Below are 26,881 nucleotides of genomic sequence, written 5' to 3'. Positions count from 1 at the left end.
TTGCCGCTCTGTCAGCAGCGCCTTCACGAGGGGATTCACTCCCCTTTCCTCTTCAATCCGGAGGGGGCGCGCATGCCGAGGCGCACCATGCGCTTCTTCAGGCCGTGGCGCGTAATGCCCAGGCGCTCGGCCGCGCGGCTGATGTTCCCGCCGGTCTCCGCGAGCGCGCGCCGGATCGGCTCGCGCTCATCGTCCTCGGCCGGCGCGTGGCGCGCCTCGCCCGAGCTTCCCCGCCCCGCGGCCGGCGGCGGGACGGGCCCGGCCATCAGCGGTCGGGATGGCGACGCGGGGCGCTCGGCGGCGGCGGGCGTCCGGCGCGCGCTCGCTCGCGGCGCGCTCGCTCGCACCTCGCGCGGGAGGTGCTCCAGCTCGACGCGACGCACGCCGAGCGCGGCCAGGCGCTGGACCAGGTGCGCGAGCTCCCGCACGTTGCCGGGCCACGCGTAGGCGCTGAGCGCCGCGAGCGCGCGCGGCGCGATCTCGATGGGGGCGCCCGTCCGACCCAGGTACCCGGCGAGCAGCAGCGGCACGTCGCCCTCCCGGTCGCGGAGCGGCGGCAGGTGGATCTCGATGGCGTTCACCCGGAAGAGCAGGTCCTGCCGGAACGTCCGCTCGGCGACCGCCTGCGCCAGATCCCGGTTCGTGGCCGCGACGATCCGCACGTCGAACGGCCGCTCGTCGTCGCTGCCCACCGGGCGGTAGCGCCGTGACTCGAGCGCCCGCAGCAGCGCCGCCTGCCGCGCGAGCGGCAGCTCCCCCAGCTCGTCGAGGAAGAGCGTGCCGCCCTCGGCCCGGGCGAGCAGGCCGGGGCGCGCGCGCTCGGCCCCCGTGAACGAGGCCCGCGCGTGGCCGAACAGCTCCGCCTCGAAGAGCGTGTCGGGCACGGCGCCGCAGTTGACGGCGACGAGCTCGCGCGAACGGCGCGGGCCGAGATCGTGGAGCGCGCGGGCGAAGAGCTCCTTGCCCGTGCCGGTCTCGCCCGCGAGGAGCACGGGCAGATCGTTGTCGATGGCCGCGTCGAGGCGCGCGAGCGCCCGGCCCAGCGCGGCGCTCTGGCCCAGGATGTCGGGGAAGCTCCTCCGCGGCTGGGCCGCGGGCACGACGGTCGTGTCGGCGCGCCGGAGATCGGGCCCGGGCTCTGCGAGCGAGGCGAGGCAGGGAGGCGCCGGGCCTTCGCGGCGGGGCTCTTCCGGCGCGCCGGGGCGGGCGAAGAGCCGCAGGAAGAGCCCGGCGAGCGACGCCCAGCGAGCGGCCTGCGCCTCGGTGACGGCGTCGAAGCACGCCGGGCGGAATCGGTGCTCGACCACGATGAGCGCGCGCGGAGGCCCGGGGAGCGCCGGGCCTGGCGCACCTGGCGCGGACGCGCTCGCCGCCAGGACGCGCGCGCGCGCGTCGATCGAGGCGTGATCCGCGCCGCCGCGCAGCACGAGCCGCGAGCCGCGGCCGCCCGGCGTCTCCACGTCGCGCTGGTAGTGGACGGGCGCGGCCTGGCTCAGGGCGAGCCGCGCCAGGTCGGGCGCGATGCGCCGGGCCGCCTCGGCGATCTCCAGCCCGTCGAGATCGGCGCCCCAGGCCGCGACCACCCGCCCCTGCTCGTCGACCACGGCGAGCAGCGCGCGCTCGGCCCCCGACTGCTGCACGAGGGCGCGCGCGAGCCCGACCGCGGCGTCCGCGGCGCCGTCCGCGGTCGCCACCGACGCGAGCCACGCCCAGAGCGCGTCGTCCTCTCCGCTCGCCGCCGCCATGCCTGGGCCAGCATACGCGCCGCCCGCCGCCGCCATGCCTGGGCCAGCATACGCGCCGCCCGCCGCCGCCGGTGCGCCCTGCGCCACGCGCGCGCCGCCCTGCGCCGCCGCCGCGGCCAGCGCCGGCCGTGCGCCCTGCCGCGCCGAGCGCAGCACGTCGAGCGCCTGCGCTTCCACCTCCGCGAGCGTCGCCGCGCGCGCCCGTCGCGCGGCCCGGATCGCCCCCCGCGCCGCCCGCCGGGGCTCCGCCGGCAGCCTCGCGAGGTACACCTGCGCCTCCGCCACCTGCGCCCGCGCGTCCACCAGCGGGTCGCTCGCCCGCACGCCCTCCGAGAGCGCCGCGAGCGCCGCGAGCGCCCGCGCACCGTCGCCGTCGAGCAACGCCACGTTCGCCCGCGCGATCACCAGATCGGCCTGGATCGCCGCAGGGAGCGACGCCGCGAGCGCCCACGCCTCCTCGATGCAGCGCTCCGCCGCGCGCGCGTCGCCGCGGCGCACCTCGATGTCCGCGCGCGCCGACAGGCACCACCCGCGCCCCGCCACCTGACCCAGCGACCGCGCGAGCTGCATCGCCTCGTCGAGCGCGCGGAGGGCCTCCTCGTAGCGCGACGCCTTCCCGAGCGCGATCCCCAGGTTCATCAGGCACGACCGCATACCGGCCCGGTCCCCGAGGCTCCGCTTGACCGCGAGCGACGCCTCGAACGTCCGCACGGCGTCCTCCACCTGGCCGCGGTAGAGGGCGACGACACCCGCGTTGTGATGGAGCCGCGCCACCTCTTCCACGTCGTCGGCGCTCTCGCCCGCCGAGGGCAGCTTCGCCTGCGCCTCCGCGAGCCACGCCTCCGCCTCGCCCCAGTCGGCGCGCATCAGCGCCACGAGCCCCAGCGTCGACAGCGCGAACGCCTCGGCCGCCCCGCCGCCGAGCCTCCGCGCCGCCGCGAGCGCCGCGAGCGCCTGCTCCTTCGCCGCCGTCGCGTCGCCGTCCCGCGCGCGCTTCTCCGCGCGCCGCCGCAGCGCGAGCACGAGCACCCGCTCGTCCCGCTGCGCCGCCTCGTCGAGCCACGCCACGACCTGCGGGTGCGCCGCGCCCACGCCCGCGTCGCGCGTCAGCCGCTCGAGCCTGCACAGGAGCCCCGGGGTCCGCCGGTCCGCGTCCTCGCCGAGCGCGAGCAGCGCCTCGATCTCCTCGGACCGCAGCCCGGCCTCGCGCGCTCGCGCCGCGGCCCGCTCGTGGAGCTGCGCGCGGCGGGCGCTCGTGCACGGCGCCGCCGCCGCCGAGAGGAGCGCCGACGCGGGCGCGCCGGGATCCGCGAGCAGCGCCGCGGCGACCTCCTCGGCGACCTCCGGCGTGGCGAGCGCCGCGGCGAGATCCCGCGCCAGGGCGGGAGCGGACAGCGTGTAGAGCGCGCCGGCCGCCGCCTCCCGCCTCGCGATCAGCGCGCCCGCGAGCAGCTCGCCGAGGGCCCGCTCGCCAGAGGCGCCCGGCTGCCCGCCGCCCCGCGCGTCCGCTCGACCGCCGCGCCCGAACCCGGGACCGCAGAGCGCCTCGGGCAGAGCGCCGCCCGCGATCGCGATCGCCGCGAGCGTCGCGCAGGCGTCGGCCGACAGGCCGCGCACGCGCTCGATCGCCGTGTCCTGCGTGAGCGGCACGCGGCCGAGCGACGCGATGAGCCACCCCGGGCTCTTCCCCGACGCCGCGGCGGCCTCGCGCACGCTCGCCTCGTCGTCCACGCCGAGCGCGCGGCACAGCGCGCCGAAGCTCGCGTCGCTGAGCGGCCCGAGCGCCACGCACGCCGCGCCCTCGGGCGCGCTCCGGACCGTCGCGACCACCTCGATCGCCCCGCCGCCGGGCGCTGCCGGCCGGCACCGGTACGCGTCGAGCGCGGCGCGCAGCTCGGCCGGGGCCTGGTCCAGGTCGTCCAGCAAGAGCAGGAGCGGAGGACCGTCGCCGGACGGCGTCACGAACGGCGGCGCCTGCTCGGCGCCCCGGAAGAACGCGATGAGCCGCAGCAGGAGCGGGTCGGCCTCGCGCGGGAACGCCACGTACCGGGCGCTCCGCCCGGCGAGCAGCGCCCGCGTCACGAGCTCGCGGCCGAGGTGGCTCTTGCCGGCGCCGCTCGGCCCGGTGACGTAGCGCACGCGGCCTGACGGCGACGGCGCCTGCTGCAGCGCCTCGAGCTCGCGCTCGCGCCCGATCGGCGCCGGCGGCGTCCCGACGGCGATGCCCGCCTCCGCGGCCGCGACGCCGAGCAGCCGGAGCACCTCGCGGGCCTCGGGGGGGCGGTCTCGCGGGTGCAGCGCGAGCAGCGCCTCGATCACCTCGGCCACGCTCGGCTGGACCCAGGGTGCGGCGTCGCGCAGCGGGCGCCGCGCGCGCCAGGGCCCAGGCGGGCGGCCCGCGGCCGAGCACCACGCGAGCGCCCCCAGGCTGTAGAGGTCGGACGCGGGCGAGGGCGCGCCCCCGGCGAGCAGCTCGGGCGCGGCGAAGGCCGAGGTGAACGCGACGGCGCCGCGCGGGCCCGTCACGCGCGCCCTCGACACCGCCGCGCCGAGGTCGAGGAGCACAACCTCGGCGCTGCCCCCGCCGAGGGGCCGCATCCGGACGTGCGCCGGCTTGAGATCGCTGTGCACGAACCCCGCGTCGTGCAGGGCGGCGAGGGTCCTCGCGACGCCGCCGAGCACGCGCGCGAGCCGCGCCGGGCGCTCGTCGGCCAGGGCCCCCTGCACCCACGCCGCGGCGTCGTCGCCGGCCACGTACTCCTCGACGAGGAAGGGGGCGCCCGTCCGCTCGTCCCGCCCGAGATCGTGCGCCCGCACCACGCCGGAGACGCGCAGGCGCGCGAGCAGCGCGAACTCGCCGAGCAGGGTGTCCTCGCGGAAGGCGCCCTGACGGAACACCTTCGCGACGAGCTCGCGCCCCCGCGCCTCGCGGTCGATCACGCGCCCCACGACGCCCTGCGCTCCCTGTCCGAGGATCTCGCCGGGCTCGTACCGAGCATGGGCCACGAAGGGCTCGCGCCGCGGGGCGTGCATGGTCGAGAGGTTACTCGCGCGCGGCGCTCGCCGTCGCTCCGGCGGCGATGCGGGCGAGCAGGGGCTCGCCGTACGCGGGCTCGCCGAGGAGCGCGAGCGCGCGGCGGAGGCGCGGCTCGGCGAAGCGCCCGAGATCGTCGAAGTGGCGCTCGGCGTCCCCGGCGAGGGACGGGTCCGCGAGCCGCCGCGCCGCGCCCACGTCGGCCGCCTCGATCTCGGGCGAGAGCACCTCGACGCGGAGCATCATGACGCGCACGACGTCGTCAGGGGTGGGATCGACGGTGAGCGGGATCGAGGCGTCGGTCCACGCCTGCGGAGCGAGGTAGAGCACCCGGACGCCGGGCGTCCGGAACCACTGGCGCTTCCATGTGTTCACCATGGCGACGGCCTCGTCGTGGTACAGGCCGGTCGCGTCGAGGGCGTCGGTCACGCTCGCGCCGAGCGCCTCGACGAACTCGTCGAGGGGTGGCGCTCCGTCGAGAGAGGGGGCGCGCTCGACGAGCGTGCCGCCGCCGGCGATGCCCTCGGGGCGCGCGACGAACGCCCCCGCCGAGGCGCCGACGTTGAGGACGAAGACGGTGCCGATCGCCTCGCCGAGGGTGTTCTCGGCGGAGATCGCCCCGCCGGCGCCGGCCGTCACGCGGACGGGCAGGTCGAAGTTGCCGAGCCCTCGATAGAACAGGAAGCGCTCGTGCTGGGGCGCCTCCGTCGCGCCGGGCACGCCGGCGACGCGGAGCGGGTTGGCGCCGACCTGGCGCGCGTGGGCCCACGTGAACCGATCGAGCGGCGCCTCGGGCACGGGGACGTCGCCGTCGCGCCCGAGGATCTCGATCGTACCCCACTGGAGGTAGCCGTTCGCGCTCGCGCCGTACCTCTCCGCGCACACCGGCGAGCCGAAGGGGAACTCGGGGTCGAACGCCGGGTCCGCGTACGTCGTCACGCCAGCAACGGTGTTGGGCGCGAAGATGGGCGGGTCGAAGCTGTGGACGGCGGGGTACCACTGCGTGAAGATCCCTTTGCGGAACACGACCTGGACGTGCGCTTTGAGCGGCTCCTCGGCGTAGAAGTAAGTGACCGGCGTCTCCATCTTCACGTTGACGCTCGTCGACGTCGAGCCATCGAGCGAGCCGGCGCCGAGCCGGTCATAGACGAAGGCGGGGAGGTCCTCCTCTTCGTGGTGCAGCCCCGGTTGCAGCGAGCCGTCGGAGCCGACGACCACGGTGTCGGTGCCCCATTCGTGGACGATGAAGCCCTTGCCCGGGTACGCGAGGTCGGGCGCCGAATTCACGTCGCGCGCGGGCTGCGCTGGACCGAGCGGCGCGCCGTCGTGCGAGCTACCGCTGTCGGATGTTCCGGAGCACGCGGCGGTCAGGGTGGCGAGAAGGAAGAAGGGGAGCGTGAGGCGGCGGGATGTCGATGCGGTTACCATGGTAAGACCTCCTGGCCGGTCCTGAAGCAGCTCTCGGGCCATCGTGCCCAGTCGCTGAATCTCGATGGATTGCGAGCGTCGCACCGAGGCCGTTACCAGTGGAGGTGGCAACTGGAACGGCGGGACGACCGGGAGCTGGTAACCACGCGAGACGCCGGGGGCGCCTCACCTGCTACGCGGCCACGCCGAGGGTGCCGATCGCCTCGAACTCGCGGATCATCCCGTCGAGCCTGCCCTCATCGACCCTGAGGCCGAGGGCCGCCGCGGCGTGGGCGAGGAGCGTCCGCTCCCGCAGCGACGCGACCTTGTCCACGGCCGCCGCGATCTCGAGCGCGCGCAGCAGCGGGGTGCGCGCGCCCTCCGGCACGGCGCGGAGGCGCTCGATCCAGGCGATGTCGTCGGCGAGCCGCTCGTTCTGGCCAGCGCGCGCCGGGGCCGGCAGATGCCGCAGCACGGCCGCCAGCAGCGCCGTCTCCTCCGGCCTGAGGCGGCCGTCGGCGGTGAAGATGAACCAGAGCCCTTCGAACAGGCGATCGAGGTGCGGGCGCAGCGCCTCGTCGCAGAGCGCCCCGTCGAGCGCGCGCCGGTAACGCAGGTACCGGCGCGCTGTATCTCCGAGGCGCCGGGTCACCACCCAGCTCGTGATCGACGACGAGGCGACCGAGAGCACGGGCACCAGGTTGCGCGCCACGCTCTCGCCGGCGAGCCGCGCCGCGAGCTGCCTGGCCACGTCCGAGCCGCGCTCGCGCGCCGAGCGCACGAGCACGCCCGAGGGATCGTCCGTGTCCTGGGGGTGCTCCACGACGCCGAACGTGAGGACGAGCAGCGCCCAGACGTCGGCCGGCTCGTCCGGATCGAACCGGAGCCCGAAGAGATCCGCGAGCTCGCAGAGCATCTGCACGTGCAGGAGCAGCCGGAGCACCGTCTCGCCGCCGATCGCGAGCACGGCGGCAGGGATCGCGATGAGCCCGCTCAGCCCGCCCGTCTCGCCCGTGGCCACGGCCGCGCCTGTCGAGAGCGCCCCGGTCGCGCCGCCAGCGAGCGCCGAGCGGATGCAGGCGCGCCGGATGACCGCGCGCGCGTCGGTCGGCTCCGTCACGCCGGTCGACGCCGCGATGGCCGCGGGGCGAGGCCGCCCGTTGTAGCGGCGCACCGCGCGGGACAGGAGCTCCTCGAGCCATGCGTCGACCGGGCGCGGGCGCACGCCCGCCTCGCTCGTCGCCTCGGTCAGCGGGAGCGCCGCGGCCCCCGCTGCGTCACCAGGGTGCGCAGCCTCGTCGCTCATGGTCCAGGGCGGTTCAAGATGCATTCCGTGCGCGGCCCGCGCCTGGCGCGTCGAGGCCGAGCCCGTTCGCAGCCCTGCCGAGATCGTCCACCGCCGGTGGCTCACATCCCCTCCTCTCAGGGGAGGCCCATGAGGGCACCTGACCTTGCCTGGTGCCCCTACCGCGGGTTCACGATCGAGATCTGGAACCACTCGCCCACCTTGTCGGGCTGCTGGGATACGCCTCCGACGACACCGGACTGGCACAGGTTTCCCTCGGAGCCGTCCGTATCCCGGGGTCCCATGACGTTCCACACCGAAGCGCTGCAGTCCTCTGCGGTTTCGGTGAGATGGAAGTGTGCCAGGCCGCTGCCCGCCCTCCAGTACAGGAAGTTATATCGGCGCGCAGAAGGGCAGCCACTGGCACCCCGGATCGGCGCAATCCGCGAGCCCGTCGCCGTCGTCGTCGTAGCCGTTGCTGCAGGCCGCGTCGGTGTCCTCGCCCCACGATGCGCACCAGGGCAGCCACTGGCACCCCGGATCGGCGCAATCCGCGAGCCCGTCGCCGTCGTCATCGTAGCCGTTGCTGCACGTCACGTCGGTATCCTCGCCCCACGGTGCGCACAAGGGCAGCCACTGGCACTCCGGATCCGCGCAATCCGCGAGCCCGTCACCATCGTCGTCGTAGCCGTTGCTGCACGCCGCGTCCGTGTCCTCGCGCCACGGTACGCACCAGGGCACCCACTGGCACTCCGGATCAGAGCAATCCGCGAGCCCGTCGCCGTCGTCATCGTAGCCGTTGCTGCACGCCGCGTCGGTGTCCTCGCGCCATGGTACGCACCAGGACAGCCACTGGCACTCCGGATCCGAGCAATCCGCGAGCCCATCACCGTCGTCATCGTAGCCGTTGCTGCACGCCGCGTCGGTGTCCTCGCGCCATGGTACGCACCAGGACAGCCACTGGCACTCCGGGTCCGAGCAATCCGCGAGCCCGTCACCATCGTCATCGTAGCCGTTGCTGCACGCCGCGTCGGTGTCCTCGCGCCATGGTACGCACCAGGGCACCCACTGGCACTCCGGATCAGAGCAATCCGCGAGCCCGTCCCCATCATCATCGTAGCCGTTGCTGCACGCCGCGTCGGTGTCCTCGCGCGGCGCCGCCGTGTCGTCGACGCCGATGACGATGTCGAGGCTCCCCTGGCCGACGGAGATGATCTCGCCGTCGGCGCGGAACTGGAACACGACCGTCGATGTCATGCCCTCGTTGATGAAGACCTGCAGCGGATTCGGCGACGTCAGGACCGCCTGAACCGGCTGGTAACTGACGCCGGTCCACCGCTCGAGGACCCAGTTTTGCTCGAGGTATACGTCATAGCCGCCGACCGGAAGCACCTCCGTGATCACCGGCGTCTCGGTCGACCCGTAGACGAGCCGGTCCGTCGGACCGTGGATATCGAACCATGCGTTCGACAGGCGGTACGTCGCGCCCGTGACGCTGGTCCCCACGAGGGCGAGGCTGATCGAGCCGACATCGGACGCCTGCTCGATGGCGTCCGGCGCCTCCGCTCCTCCACACCCCACCTGCATCGCAAGAGCCGCCAGCACGGAACATACGAATATTTGTCGCAAGTGTCTCATGATGGATTCGTATCAGAGACGCTCGCGCAGGAGAAGCGAGATCGTCGGACGCGATCACGCCACGCGCCCGTCGGCCATGGGCCATCGGGCATCGGCCACGCGCCCATCGGCCATGGGTCATCGGCCACGCGCCCATCGGCCATGGGTCATCGGCCACGCGCCCGTCGACCATCGGCCATCGTCCATTCGCGGCGCGCTCTCGCGAGGCCCTGGCGATGCCCCCGCGAGGCGTGCGCCCGCTGGCCGATCGCAGCGCCGCGGCCGTCGGCCGAGCATGCGCGAGCGCGGTCGCCGGGAAATCGACCGCCGTGACCTCCCGTCCGCGCGCGGCGAGCCACAGCGTCTCCGATCCATGACCGCAGCCCGCGTCGAGCGAACGCCCCGGAAGGCTGGCGACCTCGGCGATCAGGCGCGCACTCGGCGGACGCCGCGCTACCTTGTCCGGGCGCTCGCGCAGCGTCTTTTCCCGGCGCGGTGGTGGGCGTATTGACGCCTCCTCAGCGGGGGTCCGCGTGCGCCTCCCGCTTCATCGAGCCGGCGATCTGCCTGGTGGCGACGTTGATGCGATTGAAGCAGTTGATCAGCGCGATGTGAAGGACCAGCGCCGCGAGCGCCGGCTCGTCGTAATGCCTCGCGGCCTCCTCCCAGATGTCGTCGGGCACCGGATCCGCGCGATCGCTGAGCCTCGTCGCGGCCTCGGCGAGCGCCAGCGCGGCGCGCTCCGCGTCGGTGAAATAGGGCGCCTCGCGCCAGGCCGCCACGGCGAACAGACGCTCGTCGGTCTCGCCCGCCTTCTTGAGCTCGCGCGCGTTCATGTCGACGCAGAAGCCGCACCCGTTGATCTGGCTCGCCCGCAGGTGAACGAGCTCGAGCGTCCGCGCCGGCACGCCACACTTCTTCACCGCGCCGACCAGGGCGTAGATGGGCTCCATGACGCCGGGGATGAGCATCGCGGGGTTCTTCATCCGTGCTTTCAGCATGATCGTGATCCTCTCGAGGCGTTCGGGTGTGCTCGCCGACCGTGAAGGGGCGCTGAACGTCCGTTCGCGCCGTCACATCGGCTAGGATTCGTTCGTCACAGCCATGACGAAGCACGACGAGGGAGTGTGACCGATGGATGAAAATTGTTGGCTGGCGGAGCGGTTCGAGGCCCACCGGGCCCACCTGCGGGCGGTGGCGTACCGGATGCTCGGCTCCCTGGGCGAGGCGGAGGACGCCGTGCAGGAGTCCTGGCTCCACCTGAGCCGCGCCGACACGAGCGGCGTCGACAACCTGGGCGGGTGGCTGACGACGGTCGTGGCGCGGGTGTGCCTCGACATGCTGCGCTCGCGCAAGGCGCGGCGCGAGGAGCCGATGGCCGCGCCCGACCCCGCCGCGGACCGCGAGGCCGGGACCGACCCCGAGCGCGAGGCGGTGCTGGCCGACTCCGTCGGCCTCGCGCTGCTCGTGGTGCTCGATACGCTGACCCCCGCCGAGCGGCTCGCGTTCGTGCTGCACGACCTGTTCGCGGTACCCTTCGAGGAGATCGCCTCCATCGTGGGCCGCTCCCCGGCCGCGGCGAGGCAGCTCGCGAGCCGCGCCCGCCGCCGCGTGCAGGGGGTGCCCCCTTCCCCAGACGCCGACGTCGGCCGCCAGCGCGAGGTCGTCGAGGCCTTCCTCGCGGCCATGCGCGGCGGCGACTTCGACGCGCTCGTGGCGATCCTCGATCCGGACGTCGTGATCCGCTCCGACGCCACGGCCGCGGCCCCGGCCGGGAACGAGGTCCGCGGCGCGCGCGCCTGGGCCAAGCAGGCGATCTCCGGCGCGCGCGGCGCCAAGTTTGCCCGCCCTGCGCTCGTGGACGGCACGGTGGGCATCGTGGTGGCCCCGCGCGGGCGGCTCTTCCGGGTGCTCCGCTTCACGCTCGCGGAGGGGAAAATCGCCCAGATCGACGTCATTGGCGACCCCGAGCAGCTCCGCGATCTCGACCTGTCGGTCCTCGACGGCGGACCGCCTCCGCAAGCCTGAACGAGCCGTGTGTGAAGCGCTCGAGGTCCCGCCGCGCGCGCCGGCCGGGTAACCAGGCCTGCGCCCGGCGCCGGCGCGTGGACCTCAGGTCTTCCAGCGGGTCAGAAGAACACGGCGCGGTCGAAGACCCACGACGCGGACTGCCCGCCGCTCGGGACGCCGCTCAGCACCACCTGGATCTGGAGATCGTTGAAGCTGCCCGCCTTCAGCGCGGTGAGCGTCGCCGAGGGCAATGTCCAGGGCACGGTGTAGAACGTGGAGGCCACCGAGTTGGCGATCCCGTTCAAGCTCTGTACCGAGGAGCACACGTAGCTGCCGATGCCCCGCTGCGGCGACTTGAGGCACAGCTTTACCCCCGCTCCGGTCAGGCCCGCCAGCTGCGTCGAGACGCGAACATCGACCGAGAGGTGCTCGGCGACGGCGACAGCGCTGCTGCTCAGCGCAGCGCTGGTCAGCGTGACCCCGGCGCCGATCCCCGTCAGCTTGAGCGACGCCGCGCCGTGCGTCCGCTCCCCCGCGACCGTGTCCTGCGTCTTTGTGCCCACCGACGCGGTCCAGCTCGAGGTGTTCTCGAAGCCCAGGGTGGCGTGGCCGACGTTGCCCGACGTCAGATCACGGGCGGCCTTCACGGCTGCCGGGTAGTCCATGAAGTAGAACCACCAGTTGTTGAGCCTGCCGTCGGACACGCTCGTGAAGCGCGGGATGTGGCCGAACATGAACTGATAGTACCCGTCGTCGGTGCAGCCCCAGGCGGTGCACGACACGCTGCTGGTGACGTCCTGGAGGAACGGGTAGTACTGCCAGTTGGCCTCGTACGAGGTGACCGGGGTCAGGATGTCGTAGTCGTCGTAGTCGACCAGGCCGTTCACGGGGATGTGCGTGTTGCCGATGTGACCCTGCCCCGGCTTGTCCTTGTCGAGGGTGGCGAACTTCTCCCAGTCGTTGGGATCCGTGGCCGCGGCGTCCCAGCGGCCCATGACCTGGGTCATCACGCTCTCCATGCGGTGACCGAAGCTGTGCACGGCGTTGGGCGTGCTGGCCTCGTAGTTCAGGCCCATGATCGGGAGCTGGCCGTTGCACGTGGTGCCGAGCAGCGGATCGCTGTTGTACCAGAACCCGCCCGGGCCGGCGAGGCGCGACTCGAACATCCCGCCGTGAGGATCGGTGTACACCCACACCTCGTCGATCAGGCCTGCGTCACGCTTCTCGCAGAGCTGCAGGTCGGTGAGCAGCTGGTTGTACTCGAACCCCAGGTTGCCGCTGTTGGCCGCGGCGTTGAGCTGCGGGTTCCAGAAACCGAAGCCCTGGTCGTACCAGCTGATCAGGTCGTTGAAGCTGAGCGGGGCGCCGTACCAGCGCGTGTAGAGGTTGCTGGTGCCGATGTTGCTCGTCTCCACCACGACGTAGTTCACGGCGCCGCCGCTCGACGCGCGCAGCCTGGAGATGACGGTGGCGATCTGAGCGTTCGGATCGTTCCACCCGTAGAGCTGGTGCATCGGGACGTTGCCGTGCTGGGGCACGGGAGGATCGCGCAGCACCACGGCGACCTTGCGCGTGCGCGAGGCGTCCCGCGTCTGGGTGAACGAGCTCGAGGTGGTGACGGCCACCGTATCACTGACGCCGTTGGCGGCGACCGTCAGGGTGGCGGTGCCGGCGGTGCCGGTGGCTGTCACCTTGCCGGTGCTGTCCACCGTGGCGACGGCCGGGTTGCTCGAGCTCCAGGTCTGCGGGTGGGTGATCGGGTAGAGCTTCTTGTTCGTGTCAGCGTACCTGGCCTTGAGCTGCAGGCTCCGTCCGGTCAGCATCTTGACCGAGTTGGCGGTGGTGGAGGCCGAGGGGACGACCTTGATGCTGTTGATCGTCGTGAGGGCGCCGAGCTCCCACTCCCGGATGTGGACGTAGTTGTCGGTGACGGTGCGCGTGACGGTCGCGCGCACGAACTTGCCTGCCGCCGTGAAGCTGGCGGAGCCCCAGGCGTTGAGCGAGAGCACCTGATTGTTGATCGCCAGGGTGTAGGTGCCGGTATGGCTGTCGAGGTCGCTCAGGCTGTCGGCGATCTCGAGCTTCAGCGTGCCGTCGGTGGCGAGCATGATGCGCGACTGATTGAAGTTCACGGGGGCGTCGAACGCCAGGGTGATGATGCAGGGATTGACCGCCGGCGTGCGCGCCAGGGTGCTGGTGTCCCCGTCGAAGATGCTGCTGAGCTGCCCGATGTCGAACTCGGTGTTGACGGTGGAGCTCACCTGACCGGCCGCTAGCAGGCCGTTCATGTCGAGGGTGTGCTGGAACGAAAACGAGCCGAGGGCTTGCCCTTGCTGTTCTGTCTCGCCGTCGTCCTCGCGGGGCGGGTCGACAGCCCCGCAGCCCAGCGACACGAACGCGCCCGCGATCATCACAAGATACGCCTTCGAAGACCTTCGATGAACCATGCTCTCCTACCTCCGCTGGCCGCCACGCAGATCCCGGCCAGCGCGCTTTCACGGCATTGAACCCCCAAACGGGCGGGCGGGCCCAGCAAAATGGAGCCCGCGGTCCGATCGGCGGCAGGATCTACGGCGGGACCGCGGAGGAGATCGTGGTCCTCGCCGACGCCGGCGAAACCGCCGAGATCTACGATCCCGCGAGCGACGCGTGGACGCTGACCGCGTCGACGAGCTTCCGCCACACCTGAGCGTCCGCCGTGGCGATGTTGAACTGCGATCGCCCCTTCTCGACGAGCTCGTACATACGCGCGAGCAGCGTGAGCTGCCTGGCCGGCGACGGCGCCGCCTCGGTCTCGTCGAGGATGAATCCGGGCTCGACAATGCGTCACCCACGGCCTGCGCCAGGGGTCCAGGTGCCGCGAGCGGATCGCAAGGGCAGGATCGCGACCGGATGCCTTCGCCCCGTCGCCGCGGGCAGCTTCTCGACATGGCACGCGGCCACTGGCCTCTATAAGCTCCTCGAATTGCTCAATACCCGCGCGCGCGGACGGCGAGCTCGTCGACTCACTCCATAAGCTCCCTCGAGAGGTCATCGCATGGCAATGGAACGGGACAAGCAGAAGATCACCCTCATGGGTCGCGTCGTCGATACCGCCAACCTCGCCGGGAACGAGGAGGCTGCCGGCGTGGACAACGCGACGATCGAGGTGTTGGTGAGCACCACGCCGCCTCAGATCGTCTCCGCTGCCACGACCGATTCGGTCGGCGCGTTCGCCTTCGAGCTCGACGTGGCGACGCTCCGGCCGATCCTCGGCTCTCACGCCGTGTCGGGGTTCTTCCGTGTCTACCAGGGCAGCCAGCTGCTCGCCGATACGCGAGACTCCCTGCTGTGGTACGACCGCTCGACCGACGCCGTGCTGCGCATCGGCGTCGACCCGGCGAAGCCCGAGGGCACAGGGTCGCCGGCGCACTGGACCGTGCGCGGGCGGGTCACCGACCCGAACGGCGGGCCGCTCCAGCTCTTGCTCGTCTACGTGTTCGATCGGAACGTCACCGCCTCGGGAATAACGCTCACGAAGCTCGGAGAGGCCGAGACGGACGCCGGCGGGTTCTATCAGGTCGGCTACACCCGGAGCGAGCTCGGACGCGCCGGAAAGCAGCTCCCGGACCTCGAGGTGCAGATCTATGACAGCGAGACTTTCGTGACCGCTGCCCATCTCTGCCACGCGCCGGCGACCGCCGTCGTCGACGTGGTGGTCGAGGGCGATCAGTACCGCGCGCCGACAGAGTACGATCGCGTCGCGGCCGCGGCCGTGCCTGCGCTCGGCGGGGCCGACCTGGAGGACCTCGACGAGGACACCCTCGCCCTGGTGGCCTGCAGCGCCGGCGTGGATCGCGAGCGGCTCGCCAGGGTCGCTGACGCGTCCAGGATGGCCGTCGGGACCGCCATCGCCCCCGAGATCTTCTATGGCCTGCTCCGGTGGGGCCTCTCCGCCAATCGCGCGGAGCTGCTCTCGCGCGGCCTCCCGACGCTGCGTGAAGCCATCACCTGGGCGTCCGAGGAGCGCGTCATCCCCCGGCTGTCCGAGGCCCAGATCGACGCGGTGATGGCGCAGCTCAAGCCCCTCGTCGCGGCGAGCGCGTCCGAGGAGCGGACGGCCGGCGCGGGATCGTTCGATCAGCTGCTCGCGAACACCCTGCCCGCCTCGAGCGACCGGCAGGTGCTGCTCAATCATCACGTCAGGTTCCAGGGGAGCATGTCGAGCTACTGGAGCGGGCTCCGCTCTCCGGCGCCGCTCCTGACGCAAAGCGCGGTCGACAACACCCAGCGAGTCGTCCAGCTCGGCGCGCTAACCCGCGACCACCTGCCGCTGGTCAAGAAGCTGAACGAGCAGATCGCGTCCGGCGCGGTGCAATCGCTGCGCGACCTGGCGCGACGCGACGTGAGCGACTGGCTCGCCGTGCTCGACCAGACGGTCAACGGCGCGCCCATCGGCGTTCCCGCCGGCGTGCCAGGCGCCACGACGCAGGAGAAGAAGCAGAACTATGCCTCGGTCCTGACCTGGACCCTCGAGAGGGAATTCCCGAGCGCCGCCCTCGCCGGTCGCCTCGGCACGGCCGCTCCGGCCCTCGCCGACGCCGTGCGCTTCCTCAATGAACAGCCGAACTTCGAGCTCGGGAGGACCCGGCTCCGCGCCTATCTCAGCGGCAACTCGTCCGCCCTCTCCTTCGCCGCGCAGCCCGCCGTCGTGGCCGCCCAGCTCGCCGGCATGGAGAGGCTGCACAAGATCACCCCCTCTGCCTCCGAGATCAGGACGCTGATGGGCTACGGGCTCGACTCCGCCCAGAGCGTCGTCCGCATGGGGCGGCACGCCGGCCGTCAGCCACCTGGACGCGCTGGGGCGGGTGTTCCGCGCGGTGGCGGACAACGGCGCCGAGGGGCAGTACGTCACGCAGACGACGCTCGACATCGAGGGGCAGCCGCTCGCGATCACCGATGCTCGCGGCAACCAGGCCATGCTCCATCGCTTCGGGATGGGCGGGCAGCTGCTCTATCAGAAGAGCAACGACGGCGGCGAGCGCTGGATGCTGGCGGACGCGACAGGGCAGCGGCTCCGCGCCTGGAACGGGCGCGGGTTCGTCTACCGCTCTTCCTACGATGCGTTACGCCGGCCGACCCACGAGCACGTGCAGCCCGCCTCGGGCAGCGAGCGCCTGGTCCGCCGTTATGTTTACGGTGAAGCCCATCCCCAGGCGACGGCGCTGAACCTGCGCGGACGGCCCTACCAGGTGTATGATGGCGCCGGTGTGGTGACCAGCCTGGCGCACGACTTCAAGGGCAACCTGCTGCAGGCCTCGCGCCGGCTGCGCAGCGACGTGCACGCAGACGCCGACTGGTCGGTGCTGGCGGACCTCACCGATGTCGCCGCCATCGCCGCGGCGGCCGAGCCGCTGCTCGAGGCCGAGAGCTTCGCTACCCAGACCGCGTACGACGCGCTCGACCGCCCGACGAGCGTGACCGCGCCGGACACGAGCGAGCTCAGGCCCACCTACAACGAGGCAGGCCTGCTCGAGCGCGTCGAGGCGCGCGTCCGCGGCGCGGCGGCGTGGACCACGTTCGTCGACGACATCGACTACGACGCCAAGGGCCGGCGCGAGCGGATCGACTACGGCAACGGCACCTCCACGGCCTACACCTACGATCCCCTCACCTTCCGCCTCTCGCGCCTGAAGACGACGCGCAGCGCCGACAGCGCCGTGCTGCAGAACCTCACCTATGTGTACGACCCGGCCGGAAACATCGTCGAGATCGGCGACAGCGCCCAGCAGACGGTGTTCTTCAACAACGCCGTGGTCTCGCCCAGCGCGCAGTATGTATACGACGCGATCTACCGGCTCATCCAGGCTACCGGGCGGGAGCACGCCAGCCTCGCCGACGTGCAGCGCGACCAGAACGACATGCCCATCCAGTCGCTGCCGCACGCCAACGACGCGCAGGCGCTCCGGAACTATACCGAGCAGTACGTCTACGATGCTGTTGGCAACCTGCTGCGGATGGTGCACCAGGCCGGTGCGGGCGGCTGGACCCGGCGGTATGCGTACGAGGCCACTAGCAACCGGCTGAACAGCACCAGCGTGCCAGCGGATCCGGTGAACGGGCCCTACAGCGCCACGTATGCACACGACGAGCACGGCAACATGACGGCCATGCCGCACATCGACGCGCTCACCTGGGACGAGAACGACCAGCTACGGAGCACCGACCTCGGCGGCGGCGGCGTCGTCCACTACACCTACGACGCGTCCGGGCAGCGCGTGCGCAAGGTCTGGGAGCACAGCGGCCTCGTCGAGGAGCGCATCTACCTCGGCGGCTACGAGGTCTACCGCAGGCGCGACGCGACTGGGCTGGTGCTGGAGCGGCAGACGCTCCACGTGATGGATGGCGCGCGGCGGGTCGCCATGGTCGAGACCAAGACCGTCGACACCTCGGGGCCCTTCACGGTGACGCCGCGGCTGCGCTACCAGCTCGACAACCACCTCGGTTCTGCGGTTCTGGAGCTCGATGATGGCGGGCTCGTGATCTCCTATGAAGAGTATCACCCCTACGGCACGACGGCGTACTGGTCCGCCAGCAGCGCCGCCGAGGTCAGCCGGAAGCGCTACCGGTACACGGGCAAGGAGAAGGATGAGGAGACGGGGCTCTACTACTACGGCGCGAGATATTATGCGCCTTGGCTCGGGAGGTGGACGAGCGCGGATCCGGCGGGGATGGTGGATGGGCCGAACCTGTACGCGTACGTGCGTGAAAATCCCGTTTTGCTTCGGGATCCGACAGGACACTTGAGCTGGCTGGAGGAGCAACTCGATAGCATCTACAACCCAATGAGCCCCATTGCCAATGGCCTTGTCCAGAACCTGCACAAGCGTGGCGAGGCCATCACCAATGCACCTAAATCCATCAAGGAGGTTGTCAAAAAGGAAGGCGTGTCAGGCCTTATCAAGATCATCGTAAGCGGGGCGGGTCACCTCGTCGAAGATACTGGTGAGGCGCTCGGTGATATCGCTTGGGAGGCGACTCATTACGATGGCAACAAGAGTAAGGAGAAGATCGCAAGTCGGTCGCTCGACGTCGTTTTGAATGCCGCGGATGCCGTAACCCTGGCGGCCGGAGGTGCCGGAGCCGCCAGAGGTGCGGCCGCGGTAGGCAGGACCATCGAAGGCGCCGCGGCGGCTGTTAAGTCCGGATCGCCTGCTCTAGCAACTGCTGGGGGGCGCGTTACCAGCGGCGCTGCCGTCGTAGGCGAAGCCGCTGCCTCAGGCGGCGGCTTCGGTGCGCCAGGGCTGAAGACGGTCGGTACCGCTACGACGGCCCTCAGTACCGGAGGCAAAGCGGGGGGCACCACGAAACCCGCGTCATCCGCCAACAAAGGACAGGCTGGTGGCGACGCCAAGCGCGGGTCAACCACAAGAAAGCCAAGGAGTACGGACGCAACGGAAGGAGTGGCTGCTCCCGCGGCCGAAGAACTGGTGCCTTCATTGCGTCCGGATCGGGCGCTCGGCTCAACGCCGCATCCGTTCGAAGGGATTCCGAAAGAGCTACATCCCGAGGTCTTCGACATCATCGCGGACCTTCAGGCCTCGCGCGCAGGAGATGCGACGGCTGCGGCGCGGCTCGGGGCGAGAACTCCACATCCTCTCAAAGGCGATCTCAATGGATGGACATCACTAGATATCAAGGGACGAGAAATCTCGGCCCGATTCCTCTATCGAGAGACCAAAGATGGCATCAAGTGGATGGTACAGAACACTCACTAAAGAACGCGAACGGTTCTATGGCCACAATCGACACAGTTGAACGACTCCGGACCTGCTTGCTCGCCCTCGAAAAATCCATAGACGCTCCGCGCCTGGATGTCGAGTGGCTGCGCCTGCGATGTGACGATACTCTGCGCTTCAGGGGACAAACGCAGCGGGATTCGCTAAGGCAGCTTCAGAAAGACGTTGCGCAGTTCGTGGCGGATTTTCCTCATTTGATCCCCGCCTCGCTTCTCGACGAGGTGAATGGTTGGACCGCGGAATGAGCGCTGTGGGTTAAAATGGCTCCGGTTCATTCACCTTCCTCTAATAGAAGGCAGCCCTCTACGTTCGGGTCTCGACCGTCGAGACCCCATTCCCCAACATCGAGAGGTCTACCGACCGCGCGCTGGAGCGGCAGACACTGCACGTGATGGATGACGCGCGGCGGGTGGCGATGGTGGAGACGAAGACGGTGGATACCTCGGGGCCGTTCACGGTGACGCCGCGGGTGCGCTACCAGCTCGACAACCACCTCGGGTCGGCGTCGCTGGAGGTCGACGGGGCGGGGCTGGTGATCGGGCACGAGGAGTACCACCTGTATGAGACGACGGCGTACTGGTCCACCAGCAGCGCCGCCGAGGTCAGCCGGAAGCGCTACCGGTACACGGGCAAGGAGAAGGATGAGGAGACGGGGCTCTACTACTACGGCGCGAGGTATTATGCGCCTTGGCTGGGGCGATGGACGAGCGCGGATCCAGCGGGTTTGGAGGGAGGGCTCAATTTCCATGAGTATGCAGCCAGCAATCCCGTGCGGTTCATGGATCCGAACGGACGCAAGCCGCTGAATCCCAACGATCCCAACGTCCAGCGGTTATGCAACCTGGGCCTCTCCGACACCGACATTCAGAAGCTAGTTGATCTGGGGCCAACTGCGCGGAGCCAAACGGTAGACACTGAAGACTCTGGCGGTCCTGGGGAATCACCGAAGCGGCGCACGAACCCGAACCCATCACCCTCAGGCCTTCCTCCGGGGCCGACAGGCTCGGGACGACCGAGCGATACAAACATTCTCGCGGGCCCCGGCGAACATCACGGAGCGGGTGCCAAGGGAAGCGGCAACGCTGAGGGAAATGGCAGAGGTACTGGGCCCGGAAACACACTGCTCGATTTCGCTGTGTTCGTCATGGGAATCATGGGGATGCAGCTACCAAGCGAAGATGGCGTGAGCGGCGGCATCCCGGGAGGTTCAGGCGGTGAGAAGAACGCCAGCGCGACAGGTCAAGCGGCCTGGCTCACGTTGAACGTCGCCTGGGGCAAGGCGGTCGGAGCGTTCAGGAAAATCAAATCAATTACGAATTCTTTCGGCCAAAGGGCGGCCAGTAGAATCGAACAGTGGATTACAAAAAAAAAGGAGGAGAGGAGCTCGCAGGAAATGGCGCTTCTGGAGTCGCCGCTGGCGCCAGAGGAGAGCTGACACAACTCCTACAGCTGCGTGCCCGCCAGCTTGAGCTTGGTACAGATCCCGCCAGAGGCTTCCTCGCTGCCGAGGGGGCGGCGGGAGCACGCATCGAGCAAGTGCTTGGCCGCCAGATCAAGCGCAGTGCGGATACCGCAATCGATTTTGTCGACACGGTACTCGGCCCTATCAGTCTCAAGGGGCCGATTCCTGGCACAGGAAGCGTTGAGGGGCTCGCCAAGGCCGCGATCAAATACATCCAGGCAAACACTGCGACCCGTGCACTATTCGTCGACCTCACAGACCTATCTGCACAGAATGCCGCAAAAGTTCAGAACATGGTCGAGGCCGCCGCGGCCGGCGCAACTAAAAAGGTATTATTCCTGAGGTAACGAATGGCGAATTCGATCCAGACCGCAAGACAAAACGCAGCTCACTTCAACGATCTCGACCTCATTGCGGTCACACGCGTCATGATTGATGAGGTACAGCAAAACCCAGAGGTCTACCATCTATTGACGAACCTGGCCCACGAATGGTCCCAAACTCTCGCCGACTACGGACCTGGAACGATCGACATGAATCTTGATCACGTCGCCTCGTCACACGAATCGATATCATGCTTCTGCAAGCTACTTCTAGCTGTCGACGCAAAACTCAAGCAGTTCGGTGACATTGTTCCGTCATCATTCCTCAACAGGCAACCCCCGATCCCTGGCGTCTCATTCACTGACTGCCCATACATTCTATTGGCAAAAACAATCGACAACTTGCGAGAGCTCGTCTCTAGCTCGTAGTCGAACTATGATAGCCTGGCACCCGTCGCCAGGCGCTGCCGGCGGGCGATCCCGAGCGCCGGGCGGCGGACCTGGCGGCCGCGCACGCCGGCACGCCGGCCGTCAGCCACCTGGACGCGCTGGGGCGGGTGTTCCGCGCGGTGGCGGACAACGGCGCCGAGGGGCAGTACGTCACGCAGACGACGCTCGACATCGAGGGGCAGCCGCTCGCGATCACCGATGCTCGCGGCAACCAGGCCATGCTCCATCGCTTCGGGATGGGCGGGCAGCTGCTCTATCAGAAGAGCAACGACGGCGGCGAGCGCTGGATGCTGGCGGACGCGACAGGGCAGCGGCTCCGCGCCTGGAACGGGCGCCAGACGCTCCACGTGATGGATGGCGCGCGGCGGGTCGCCATGGTCGAGACCAAGACCGTCGACACCTCGGGGCCCTTCACGGTGACGCCGCGGCTGCGCTACCAGCTCGACAACCACCTCGGTTCTGCGGTTCTGGAGCTCGATGATGGCGGGCTCGTGATCTCCTATGAAGAGTATCACCCCTACGGCACGACGGCGTACTGGTCGACCAGCAGCGCCGCCGAGGTCAGCCGGAAGCGCTACCGGTACACGGGCAAGGAGCTCGCCGGTGGCGTCGGGGACCATCGGCCCCTGTCGAGAGCTCCCGGATACGCTCCGCCCTGCCCGCAGGGCAGCACCGAGACTCCACCCCCGATCGCTTCTGGCACCTTCGCCGCCGCGGCGGCCTGTCGTGCGCCGTCGCTCGCGCGATCCTCACTCATCGTCCCGGAAGAGCTCGCGGAAGAAGCGATCCCTGTGCAGCAGGAAATCGCGCGTGAGCGCGAAGTGGTCCGTCTCTTCATACGCCACGGGCGCGATACCGCCCTCCGAGAGCAGGTAGATCGACGCCGCTGGATAGGCCAGCACGATGGGCGAGTGCGTGGCGATGATGAACTGCGATCTCCCCTTCTCGATGAGCTCGTGCATCCGCGCGAGCAGCGTGAGCTGCCTGGCCGGCGACAGCGCCGCCTCGGGCTCGTCGAGGATGAAGAGGCTGTCCGGCCTGAACCGGTGCTTCATGAGGGCCAGGAACGACTCGCCGTGCGACTGCTCGTGCAGCGACGTGCCACCGTAGAACTGGGTCACCCCCAGCTCGTCCACCTGGGTGGCGACGTTGTAGAAGCTCTCGGCGCGGAGAAAGAAGCCGTTCTTCTCCCGGCGCGGCCCGCGGACGAGCCGCATGGCCGCGTGCAGCTCCGACTCGGAGCGCCGGGTCGAGAAGTTGAACCCCTTGGAGCCGCCCTCCGCGTTGAAGCCGGCCAGCAGCGCGAGCGCCTCGATGAGGGTCGACTTGCCGGAGCCGTTCTCGCCCACGAAAAAGGTCACCTTCGGGTGCAGCGCGAGCTCCTCGAGGGCGCGCACGGCGGGGATGCTGAACGGGTACCTGGAGAAGTCGGCGACACGCTCGCGCAGGAGCTGGACGGAGCGGATGAAGCCGGGCTGGAGGTGGGCGCGCTTCATGAGGGGGTCGCTCGGCGCGCCTGCCGGGAGACGTCACGCATTGTCAGCGCTGCTCTCGCTGGCTTTCTCGTCCTCGCTCTCTCGCGCCTCGCGGAGCTCGTAGTGCTGCGATCGGGCATCGAAGCGCGTGAGGACGGCGCGCGCCTTCGCCGGCACGTACGCGGTCTCGTGATCCTCGCCGGCGAATCTCTTCACGGCCTCGATCGAGTCGAACCACATGATGGTGACGAACTCGACCTCGTCCCCGAGCGGGCGCCGGAGCAGCTCGATGCGGCGGAAGCCCCGCACCTGCTTCGCCAGGATCGCCGGGAAGATCTCCGTCTTCAGCAGCGCCTCGTACGTGTCTGCGTTCTCGGGGCTCGTCCAGCCGTGCCAGATCCGTCGGATCATGTGGCCTCCTTCGACAGCTCGATCAGGGTACCGGATCGGCGCTGCGGGGGCCAACGCCGCTGGTCACGCCAGCCCGGCGCTCGCCCCCCGCCGTTCACACCGAGCTAAAGAATCCGCACCAGTCGATGTGCCATGTGAAGGCGCCGGATCCGGTCGGGTCGGGATCGCCGCTTCATGCCTCGCGTCCGTGCCAGCAGGAGACCTCCAGCTTGTCCCCCAGCGGGATCTCCACCGACCCGTAACCGCTGCCTGCGCCGCGGACGTGGTCGAGGTAGGGCCGCAGGTCATCGGGCGCGATGTCGAGGTCGTCGGCGACGATGAGCGCGCCCCTCCGCAGCCGCGGCTCGAGCATCCGGAGCACCGGCAAATAAAGGTTCTTCCAGCCGTCCAGCAACAGGAGATCGATCGGCCCTTCCACGTCCCGGAGCGTCACCAGGGCGTCTCCCTCGCGGATCTCGACGAGATCGCCGAGCCCGCTCTCGTCGAGGTTGTGCCGCGCTCGCCGCACCTTCTCCGGGTGCATCTCGCTGCCGATCACCCGCCCGCCGCCGCCGTCGCGGAGGGCCGCGGCCAGGAACACCGTCGAGATCCCGAAGGACGTCCCGAACTCCACCACCGTGCGCGCCCTCGTCGCGAAGGCGAGGAGGTGGAGCAGCCGCCCGACCTCGCGGGAAACCGGCAGATAGGCGTCGGCGAGGAGCTCGGCGAGCGCCTCGGGGTCGGGTCTCGGCCCGCGGCGCTCCAAGTCGCCGCGGACGCGGGCGAGGATGCGCGGATCGCCGCTGTCGGCGTCCTGGAAGAGGCGGTCGAGGGTCCGTTGAACGCGCGGCGAATCGAGCGTGGTGCTCATGATGGATGGCTCCTCCGGGCAGGCCCACGGCGACGGCGCTGCTGCCCTCGCTGCTGCCCTGTTCGACGCGGAGCCTGCGCCCGAAGAGACATGACTTCCAGTGCATGATCGTTAAGGTATCGTTGCGTTCCATGCACTCCATGGATCTGAACCTGCTCGTCGCGCTCGACGTGCTCCTCGAGGAGGAGAGCGTGCTCGTCGCCGCGAAGCGGATGCACCTCAGCCCCTCGGCCATGAGCCGCACGCTCGCGCGCGTCCGCGAGGCCGTGGGCGACCCGATCCTCGTGCGCGCCGGCCGGCGGCTCGTGCCCACGCCGCGCGCCGCGGAGCTGCGCCCGCGCGTGCGCGCGGTGGTCGCCTCGGCCAGCGCGGTGCTCCGCGAAGGGGGCGCGCTCGACGTCGCCGCGCTCACCCGCAGCTTCGCCGTCCGGACCAGCGACGGCATGCTCGGGCTCCTCGGCGCCCCGCTCCTCGACGCGCTGAGGGCCGAGGCGCCGCGCGTCATCGTCCGCTTCCTCCCCGAGGGCGACGAGGACGTCGCCGCGCTCCGGGAGGGCCGGATCGATCTCGACGTCGGCATCATCGGCGACATGGGCCCGGAGATCCGCGTCCAGGCGCTCGCCAGGGACCGCTTCGTGGGCGTGGTGCGCCGCGGCAGCCCGCTCGCGTCCGGCAAGGTGACGCTGCAGCGGTTCGTCGAGCACGCCCACCTCGGCGTCTCCAGGCTCGGGAAGACCTGGGGCCCCATCGACGAGGCCCTCAAGAAGAAGGGGCTCGCCCGGACCACCGCGGCCGTGGCGTCCGGCCATTACGCGGCGCTGTGCCTCCTCGCCAGCTCCGACCTCGTCGGCGCGTTCCCATCGAAATGGCTCGCGCATGCCGCGCCGCGCTTCGACCTCGTCACGTTCCCGCTGCCCGTGCCCACGCCGGCCATCACCATCGCGCAGGCGTGGCACCCCCGCTTCGACGCCGACCCCGCGCACCGGTGGCTGCGCGACCGTCTCCGCCGCGTCTGCCGGTCGATCGCGGAGCTCCGATCGGAACGCGTCCCCGGCGCTCGGGCGGCGGGCTAAAGAGGGATGTTTGCCCGGTAAGACGTTGCCGGCAGCGATCGGCCCGGCAGGTTCTTGCCCGAGCGGGCGCCGGCCCGCCTCCAGGCGCCTCGCGGATGACGTCGGGGCTGACCACCGCCTCGGAACCCGTCCCGGCGCTCGGGACTCGGCGTGGAGCAGGTTGTTGCCCGGCAAGACCTTGCCGGCAGCGATCGGCCCGGCAGGATCTTACCCGCAGGGGCGCCGGCCCACCTCCGGGGCTACCCCCATCGCTGCGAGGCTGGTCGCCGCCTCCACGCGCATCGTCGCGGCCGCCGCCACCCCGCGATGGCGATACGGGCGCGGATGGCACGAACACTGCTAACCCGCTCCTGCGAGCGAGACCGCTCCGGCGGGCGCCCGTGCCGCGCGGATCCCGTGGAAGTGACGAGACCGACCTGGCGCTGATAGACAGGGATATCACCATGGTCAACATTCTCAGCATGGATGGCGGTCCCGGACCGCTCATCCAACTCGACATTCTGCTCGAGCTCGAGCGCAGGCGCTCCGACAACGAGCCCAGCTTTCTCGGGCAGGTCGATCTTTTCGCCGGCTCCTCCGACGGCGCGCTCATGTCCTTGTACCTCGCCCAGGCGCTCACCACGGAGATCGAGGCCGGTAATCATGAGGTGACCGCGTGCAGGGCGCGCGAGATCATCAACGGGTGCATCGCGTTCTCCGAGGAGCTCGCCAGCGTGTGCTGCGCGACGAGGGGACTCGGGGCGCCGCTGCAGCTTGCGGGGTCCCTGCTCGAGCTCGCGATGTGGATGGGCAAGCCGAGACACAAGCAAGCGAAGTTTTATGCCGAAAAGCGGCGCCAGCTGTTCGAGCACCTGCGGGACATGCGCTACTTCCCGAACGCGCTCTGGGAGATGAAGCGATTCCTCACCGGACAGCAGCCGTTCCTGAAGAGTGAAAGAGTGAAGGAGGTCCTGGCGAGGCACTTTACCGACCGCACGCTCGGGTCCCTGAGGAAGCACGTGGCGGTCGTCAGCTTCGACACCAAGGCCTGGTCAACCCGCGTGTTTCGCAATTTCTGGTCGCTCAGCGACGAGGACGGCGCGATGGACGAGGAAGGTGCGAAGGACCGCGAGCGCGACCAGAACCTGTCCCTGGTGGACGTCGCGATGTGCACCGCCTCGCTGCCCGTCGTCATGCCCGTGTTCGGCGGGCAGGATAACTACGGATACCTCGACGGGATCTTCTCGGCGAACAACCCCGTGATGGCCGCGACATCGCTCGCGATTCGCCACCTCAAAGTCCCGATAGATCAACTCCGGGTCCTCTCGCTCGGGGTCACGCAGACGGCGGAGGAGGCGAACATCGAGCACCGGGGCGGCCTCCTCGCCCTGCTCGCCTTGCTCGCGGTCGATGACCGCGACGCACGCCTGGCCTTCATGCCGATGAAGGCGTCAAAGCTGGCGCATTATCTCTTCTCGAGCGACGCACGCGAGGCGATACAGGGAGATCTCTGTTTCTCGGGCATAGGCGCCGCCTCCTGGGGGTGGCTCGATTACCTCCGGCGGCCCACGTTGCTGGCCAACCTGCTCGTCCACGGGACGGGCACGGAAGAGGCGTGCCAGTGCAAGCGGATCCTGGGTGACCGTTTCCACCGCTTCGCCCCGCGCATCAACGTGGTGCGCGCGATGTTCCGCCTGATGGTATTGAGGCTGCCGGTCAGCAAGATGGATCTGCCCTGGAACGCCATACGCGGCATCCCGAATTCGTCTCATGAGCCCCTGTCCGCGGATGAAAAGCATAACGTAGCGGAGCACGAAAAACTCCGCCAATGGCTCGACGACCACTGGTGGCCGGAGCGGCCCACCCGGTCGCGCCGAGCCCCCCCTGCGCAGGCGTGAAGAATCCCGTCTCGGGCGTCGCGCCGTGGTGTGGAGCCAATCGTTGAAGAATTCCGATGTGCATCCGGCAGAGGCTTGACGTGG

General features: G+C 70.1%; 19 protein-coding genes and 2 pseudogenes. 10 read left to right on the top strand and 11 right to left on the bottom strand.

Going from position 1 to position 26,881, the window contains the following annotated elements:
• Positions 1 to 35: 35 nt before the first annotated feature.
• The 7 genes and pseudogenes from WME85_RS19530 to WME85_RS19500 all read right to left on the bottom strand — a co-directional run bounded on the left by WME85_RS19530 (position 36) and on the right by WME85_RS19500 (position 10,086).
• A complete protein-coding gene (locus WME85_RS19530; RefSeq protein ID WP_437840151.1) occupies positions 36 to 4,778 on the bottom strand; it encodes a sigma 54-interacting transcriptional regulator in 4,743 nt (1,580 codons plus the stop codon).
• A 10-nt stretch (positions 4,779 to 4,788) separates the two neighbouring features.
• Positions 4,789 to 6,207, bottom strand: a complete 1,419-nt coding sequence (locus WME85_RS19525; protein WP_437840150.1) for a hypothetical protein — start codon at positions 6,205 to 6,207, stop codon at positions 4,789 to 4,791.
• Between the two features lie 172 nt (positions 6,208 to 6,379).
• A complete protein-coding gene (locus WME85_RS19520) occupies positions 6,380 to 7,492 on the bottom strand; it encodes a hypothetical protein (RefSeq protein ID WP_437840149.1) in 1,113 nt (370 codons plus the stop codon).
• Between the two features lie 158 nt (positions 7,493 to 7,650).
• Positions 7,651 to 7,776 (bottom strand): hypothetical protein, encoded by a 126-nt coding sequence (locus tag WME85_RS19515; RefSeq protein WP_437840148.1) that lies wholly within the window; start codon positions 7,774 to 7,776, stop codon positions 7,651 to 7,653.
• Between the two features lie 88 nt (positions 7,777 to 7,864).
• Positions 7,865 to 9,076 carry a hypothetical protein gene (locus WME85_RS19510; protein ID WP_437840146.1) on the bottom strand — a complete coding sequence of 404 codons (1,212 nt, stop codon included), beginning with the start codon at positions 9,074 to 9,076 and terminating at the stop codon, positions 7,865 to 7,867.
• A 298-nt stretch (positions 9,077 to 9,374) separates the two neighbouring features.
• Positions 9,375 to 9,515 (bottom strand): annotated as a pseudogene (locus tag WME85_RS19505) (methyltransferase domain-containing protein); the annotation flags it as partial.
• Between the two features lie 91 nt (positions 9,516 to 9,606).
• Positions 9,607 to 10,086, bottom strand: coding sequence for a carboxymuconolactone decarboxylase family protein (locus WME85_RS19500; RefSeq protein ID WP_437842327.1), 480 nt, complete (start codon positions 10,084 to 10,086; stop codon positions 9,607 to 9,609).
• Between the two features lie 136 nt (positions 10,087 to 10,222).
• On the opposite strand from WME85_RS19500, the gene WME85_RS19495 reads away from it, so the two are divergent.
• On the top strand, positions 10,223 to 11,116 hold the full coding sequence (locus tag WME85_RS19495) for a sigma-70 family RNA polymerase sigma factor (RefSeq protein WP_437840145.1): 894 nt from the start codon (positions 10,223 to 10,225) through the stop codon (positions 11,114 to 11,116).
• A gap of 101 nt (positions 11,117 to 11,217) precedes the next feature.
• Here the strand turns inward: WME85_RS19495 and WME85_RS19490 are convergent, their stop codons facing one another.
• Positions 11,218 to 13,545 (bottom strand): Ig-like domain-containing protein, encoded by a 2,328-nt coding sequence (locus tag WME85_RS19490; RefSeq protein ID WP_437840143.1) that lies wholly within the window; start codon positions 13,543 to 13,545, stop codon positions 11,218 to 11,220.
• A gap of 56 nt (positions 13,546 to 13,601) precedes the next feature.
• Here WME85_RS19490 and WME85_RS19485 point away from each other — a divergent pair, with 56 nt between their 5' ends.
• The 7 genes and pseudogenes from WME85_RS19485 to WME85_RS19455 form a co-directional block, all read left to right on the top strand.
• Positions 13,602 to 13,787 (top strand): hypothetical protein, encoded by a 186-nt coding sequence (locus WME85_RS19485; protein ID WP_437840141.1) that lies wholly within the window; start codon positions 13,602 to 13,604, stop codon positions 13,785 to 13,787.
• 348 nt (positions 13,788 to 14,135) lie between these two features.
• Complete coding sequence (locus WME85_RS19480) at positions 14,136 to 16,280, top strand: hypothetical protein (protein WP_437840139.1); 2,145 nt, start codon at positions 14,136 to 14,138, stop codon at positions 16,278 to 16,280.
• A gap of 718 nt (positions 16,281 to 16,998) precedes the next feature.
• A complete protein-coding gene (locus WME85_RS19475) occupies positions 16,999 to 18,855 on the top strand; it encodes an RHS repeat-associated core domain-containing protein (RefSeq protein ID WP_437842325.1) in 1,857 nt (618 codons plus the stop codon).
• 17 nt (positions 18,856 to 18,872) lie between these two features.
• The gene (locus WME85_RS19470; RefSeq protein WP_437840138.1) at positions 18,873 to 19,121 is read left to right on the top strand and encodes a hypothetical protein; all 249 of its coding nucleotides are present in this window, start codon (positions 18,873 to 18,875) and stop codon (positions 19,119 to 19,121) included.
• 170 nt (positions 19,122 to 19,291) lie between these two features.
• Positions 19,292 to 20,311 (top strand): RHS repeat-associated core domain-containing protein, encoded by a 1,020-nt coding sequence (locus WME85_RS19465; protein WP_437840136.1) that lies wholly within the window; start codon positions 19,292 to 19,294, stop codon positions 20,309 to 20,311.
• Positions 20,230 to 20,685 (top strand): hypothetical protein, encoded by a 456-nt coding sequence (locus tag WME85_RS19460; protein WP_437840134.1) that lies wholly within the window; start codon positions 20,230 to 20,232, stop codon positions 20,683 to 20,685. Before WME85_RS19465 ends, WME85_RS19460 begins: the two co-directional genes overlap by 82 nt.
• Before the next feature lie 758 nt (positions 20,686 to 21,443).
• Positions 21,444 to 21,707, top strand: a pseudogene (locus WME85_RS19455) (hypothetical protein); the annotation flags it as partial.
• Positions 21,708 to 21,860: 153 nt separating this feature from the next.
• Here the strand turns inward: WME85_RS19455 and WME85_RS19450 are convergent.
• The 3 genes from WME85_RS19450 to WME85_RS19440 all read right to left on the bottom strand — a co-directional run bounded on the left by WME85_RS19450 (position 21,861) and on the right by WME85_RS19440 (position 23,847).
• The gene (locus WME85_RS19450; RefSeq protein WP_437840133.1) at positions 21,861 to 22,607 is read right to left on the bottom strand and encodes an AAA family ATPase; all 747 of its coding nucleotides are present in this window, start codon (positions 22,605 to 22,607) and stop codon (positions 21,861 to 21,863) included.
• Positions 22,608 to 22,640: 33 nt separating this feature from the next.
• Entirely contained in the window at positions 22,641 to 22,997 is a 357-nt protein-coding gene (locus tag WME85_RS19445; RefSeq protein ID WP_437840131.1) for an antibiotic biosynthesis monooxygenase family protein, read from the bottom strand.
• Positions 22,998 to 23,169: 172 nt separating this feature from the next.
• Positions 23,170 to 23,847, bottom strand: a complete 678-nt coding sequence (locus WME85_RS19440; protein ID WP_437840130.1) for a class I SAM-dependent methyltransferase — start codon at positions 23,845 to 23,847, stop codon at positions 23,170 to 23,172.
• Positions 23,848 to 23,978: 131 nt separating this feature from the next.
• Between WME85_RS19440 and WME85_RS19435 the strand changes: the two genes are divergently transcribed.
• A complete protein-coding gene (locus WME85_RS19435; RefSeq protein WP_437840129.1) occupies positions 23,979 to 24,920 on the top strand; it encodes a LysR family transcriptional regulator in 942 nt (313 codons plus the stop codon).
• Positions 24,921 to 25,363: 443 nt separating this feature from the next.
• Positions 25,364 to 26,797 (top strand): patatin-like phospholipase family protein, encoded by a 1,434-nt coding sequence (locus WME85_RS19430; protein WP_437840128.1) that lies wholly within the window; start codon positions 25,364 to 25,366, stop codon positions 26,795 to 26,797.
• The last annotated feature ends 84 nt before the right edge of the window (positions 26,798 to 26,881 follow it).

It is taken from the genome of Sorangium sp. So ce1153, assembly GCF_051521595.1.
Lineage (GTDB): Bacteria > Myxococcota_A > Polyangia > Polyangiales > Polyangiaceae > Sorangium.
The sequence above is the reverse complement of the archived record's forward strand: the minus strand, read 5'-3'. Positions and strand labels throughout refer to the sequence as shown.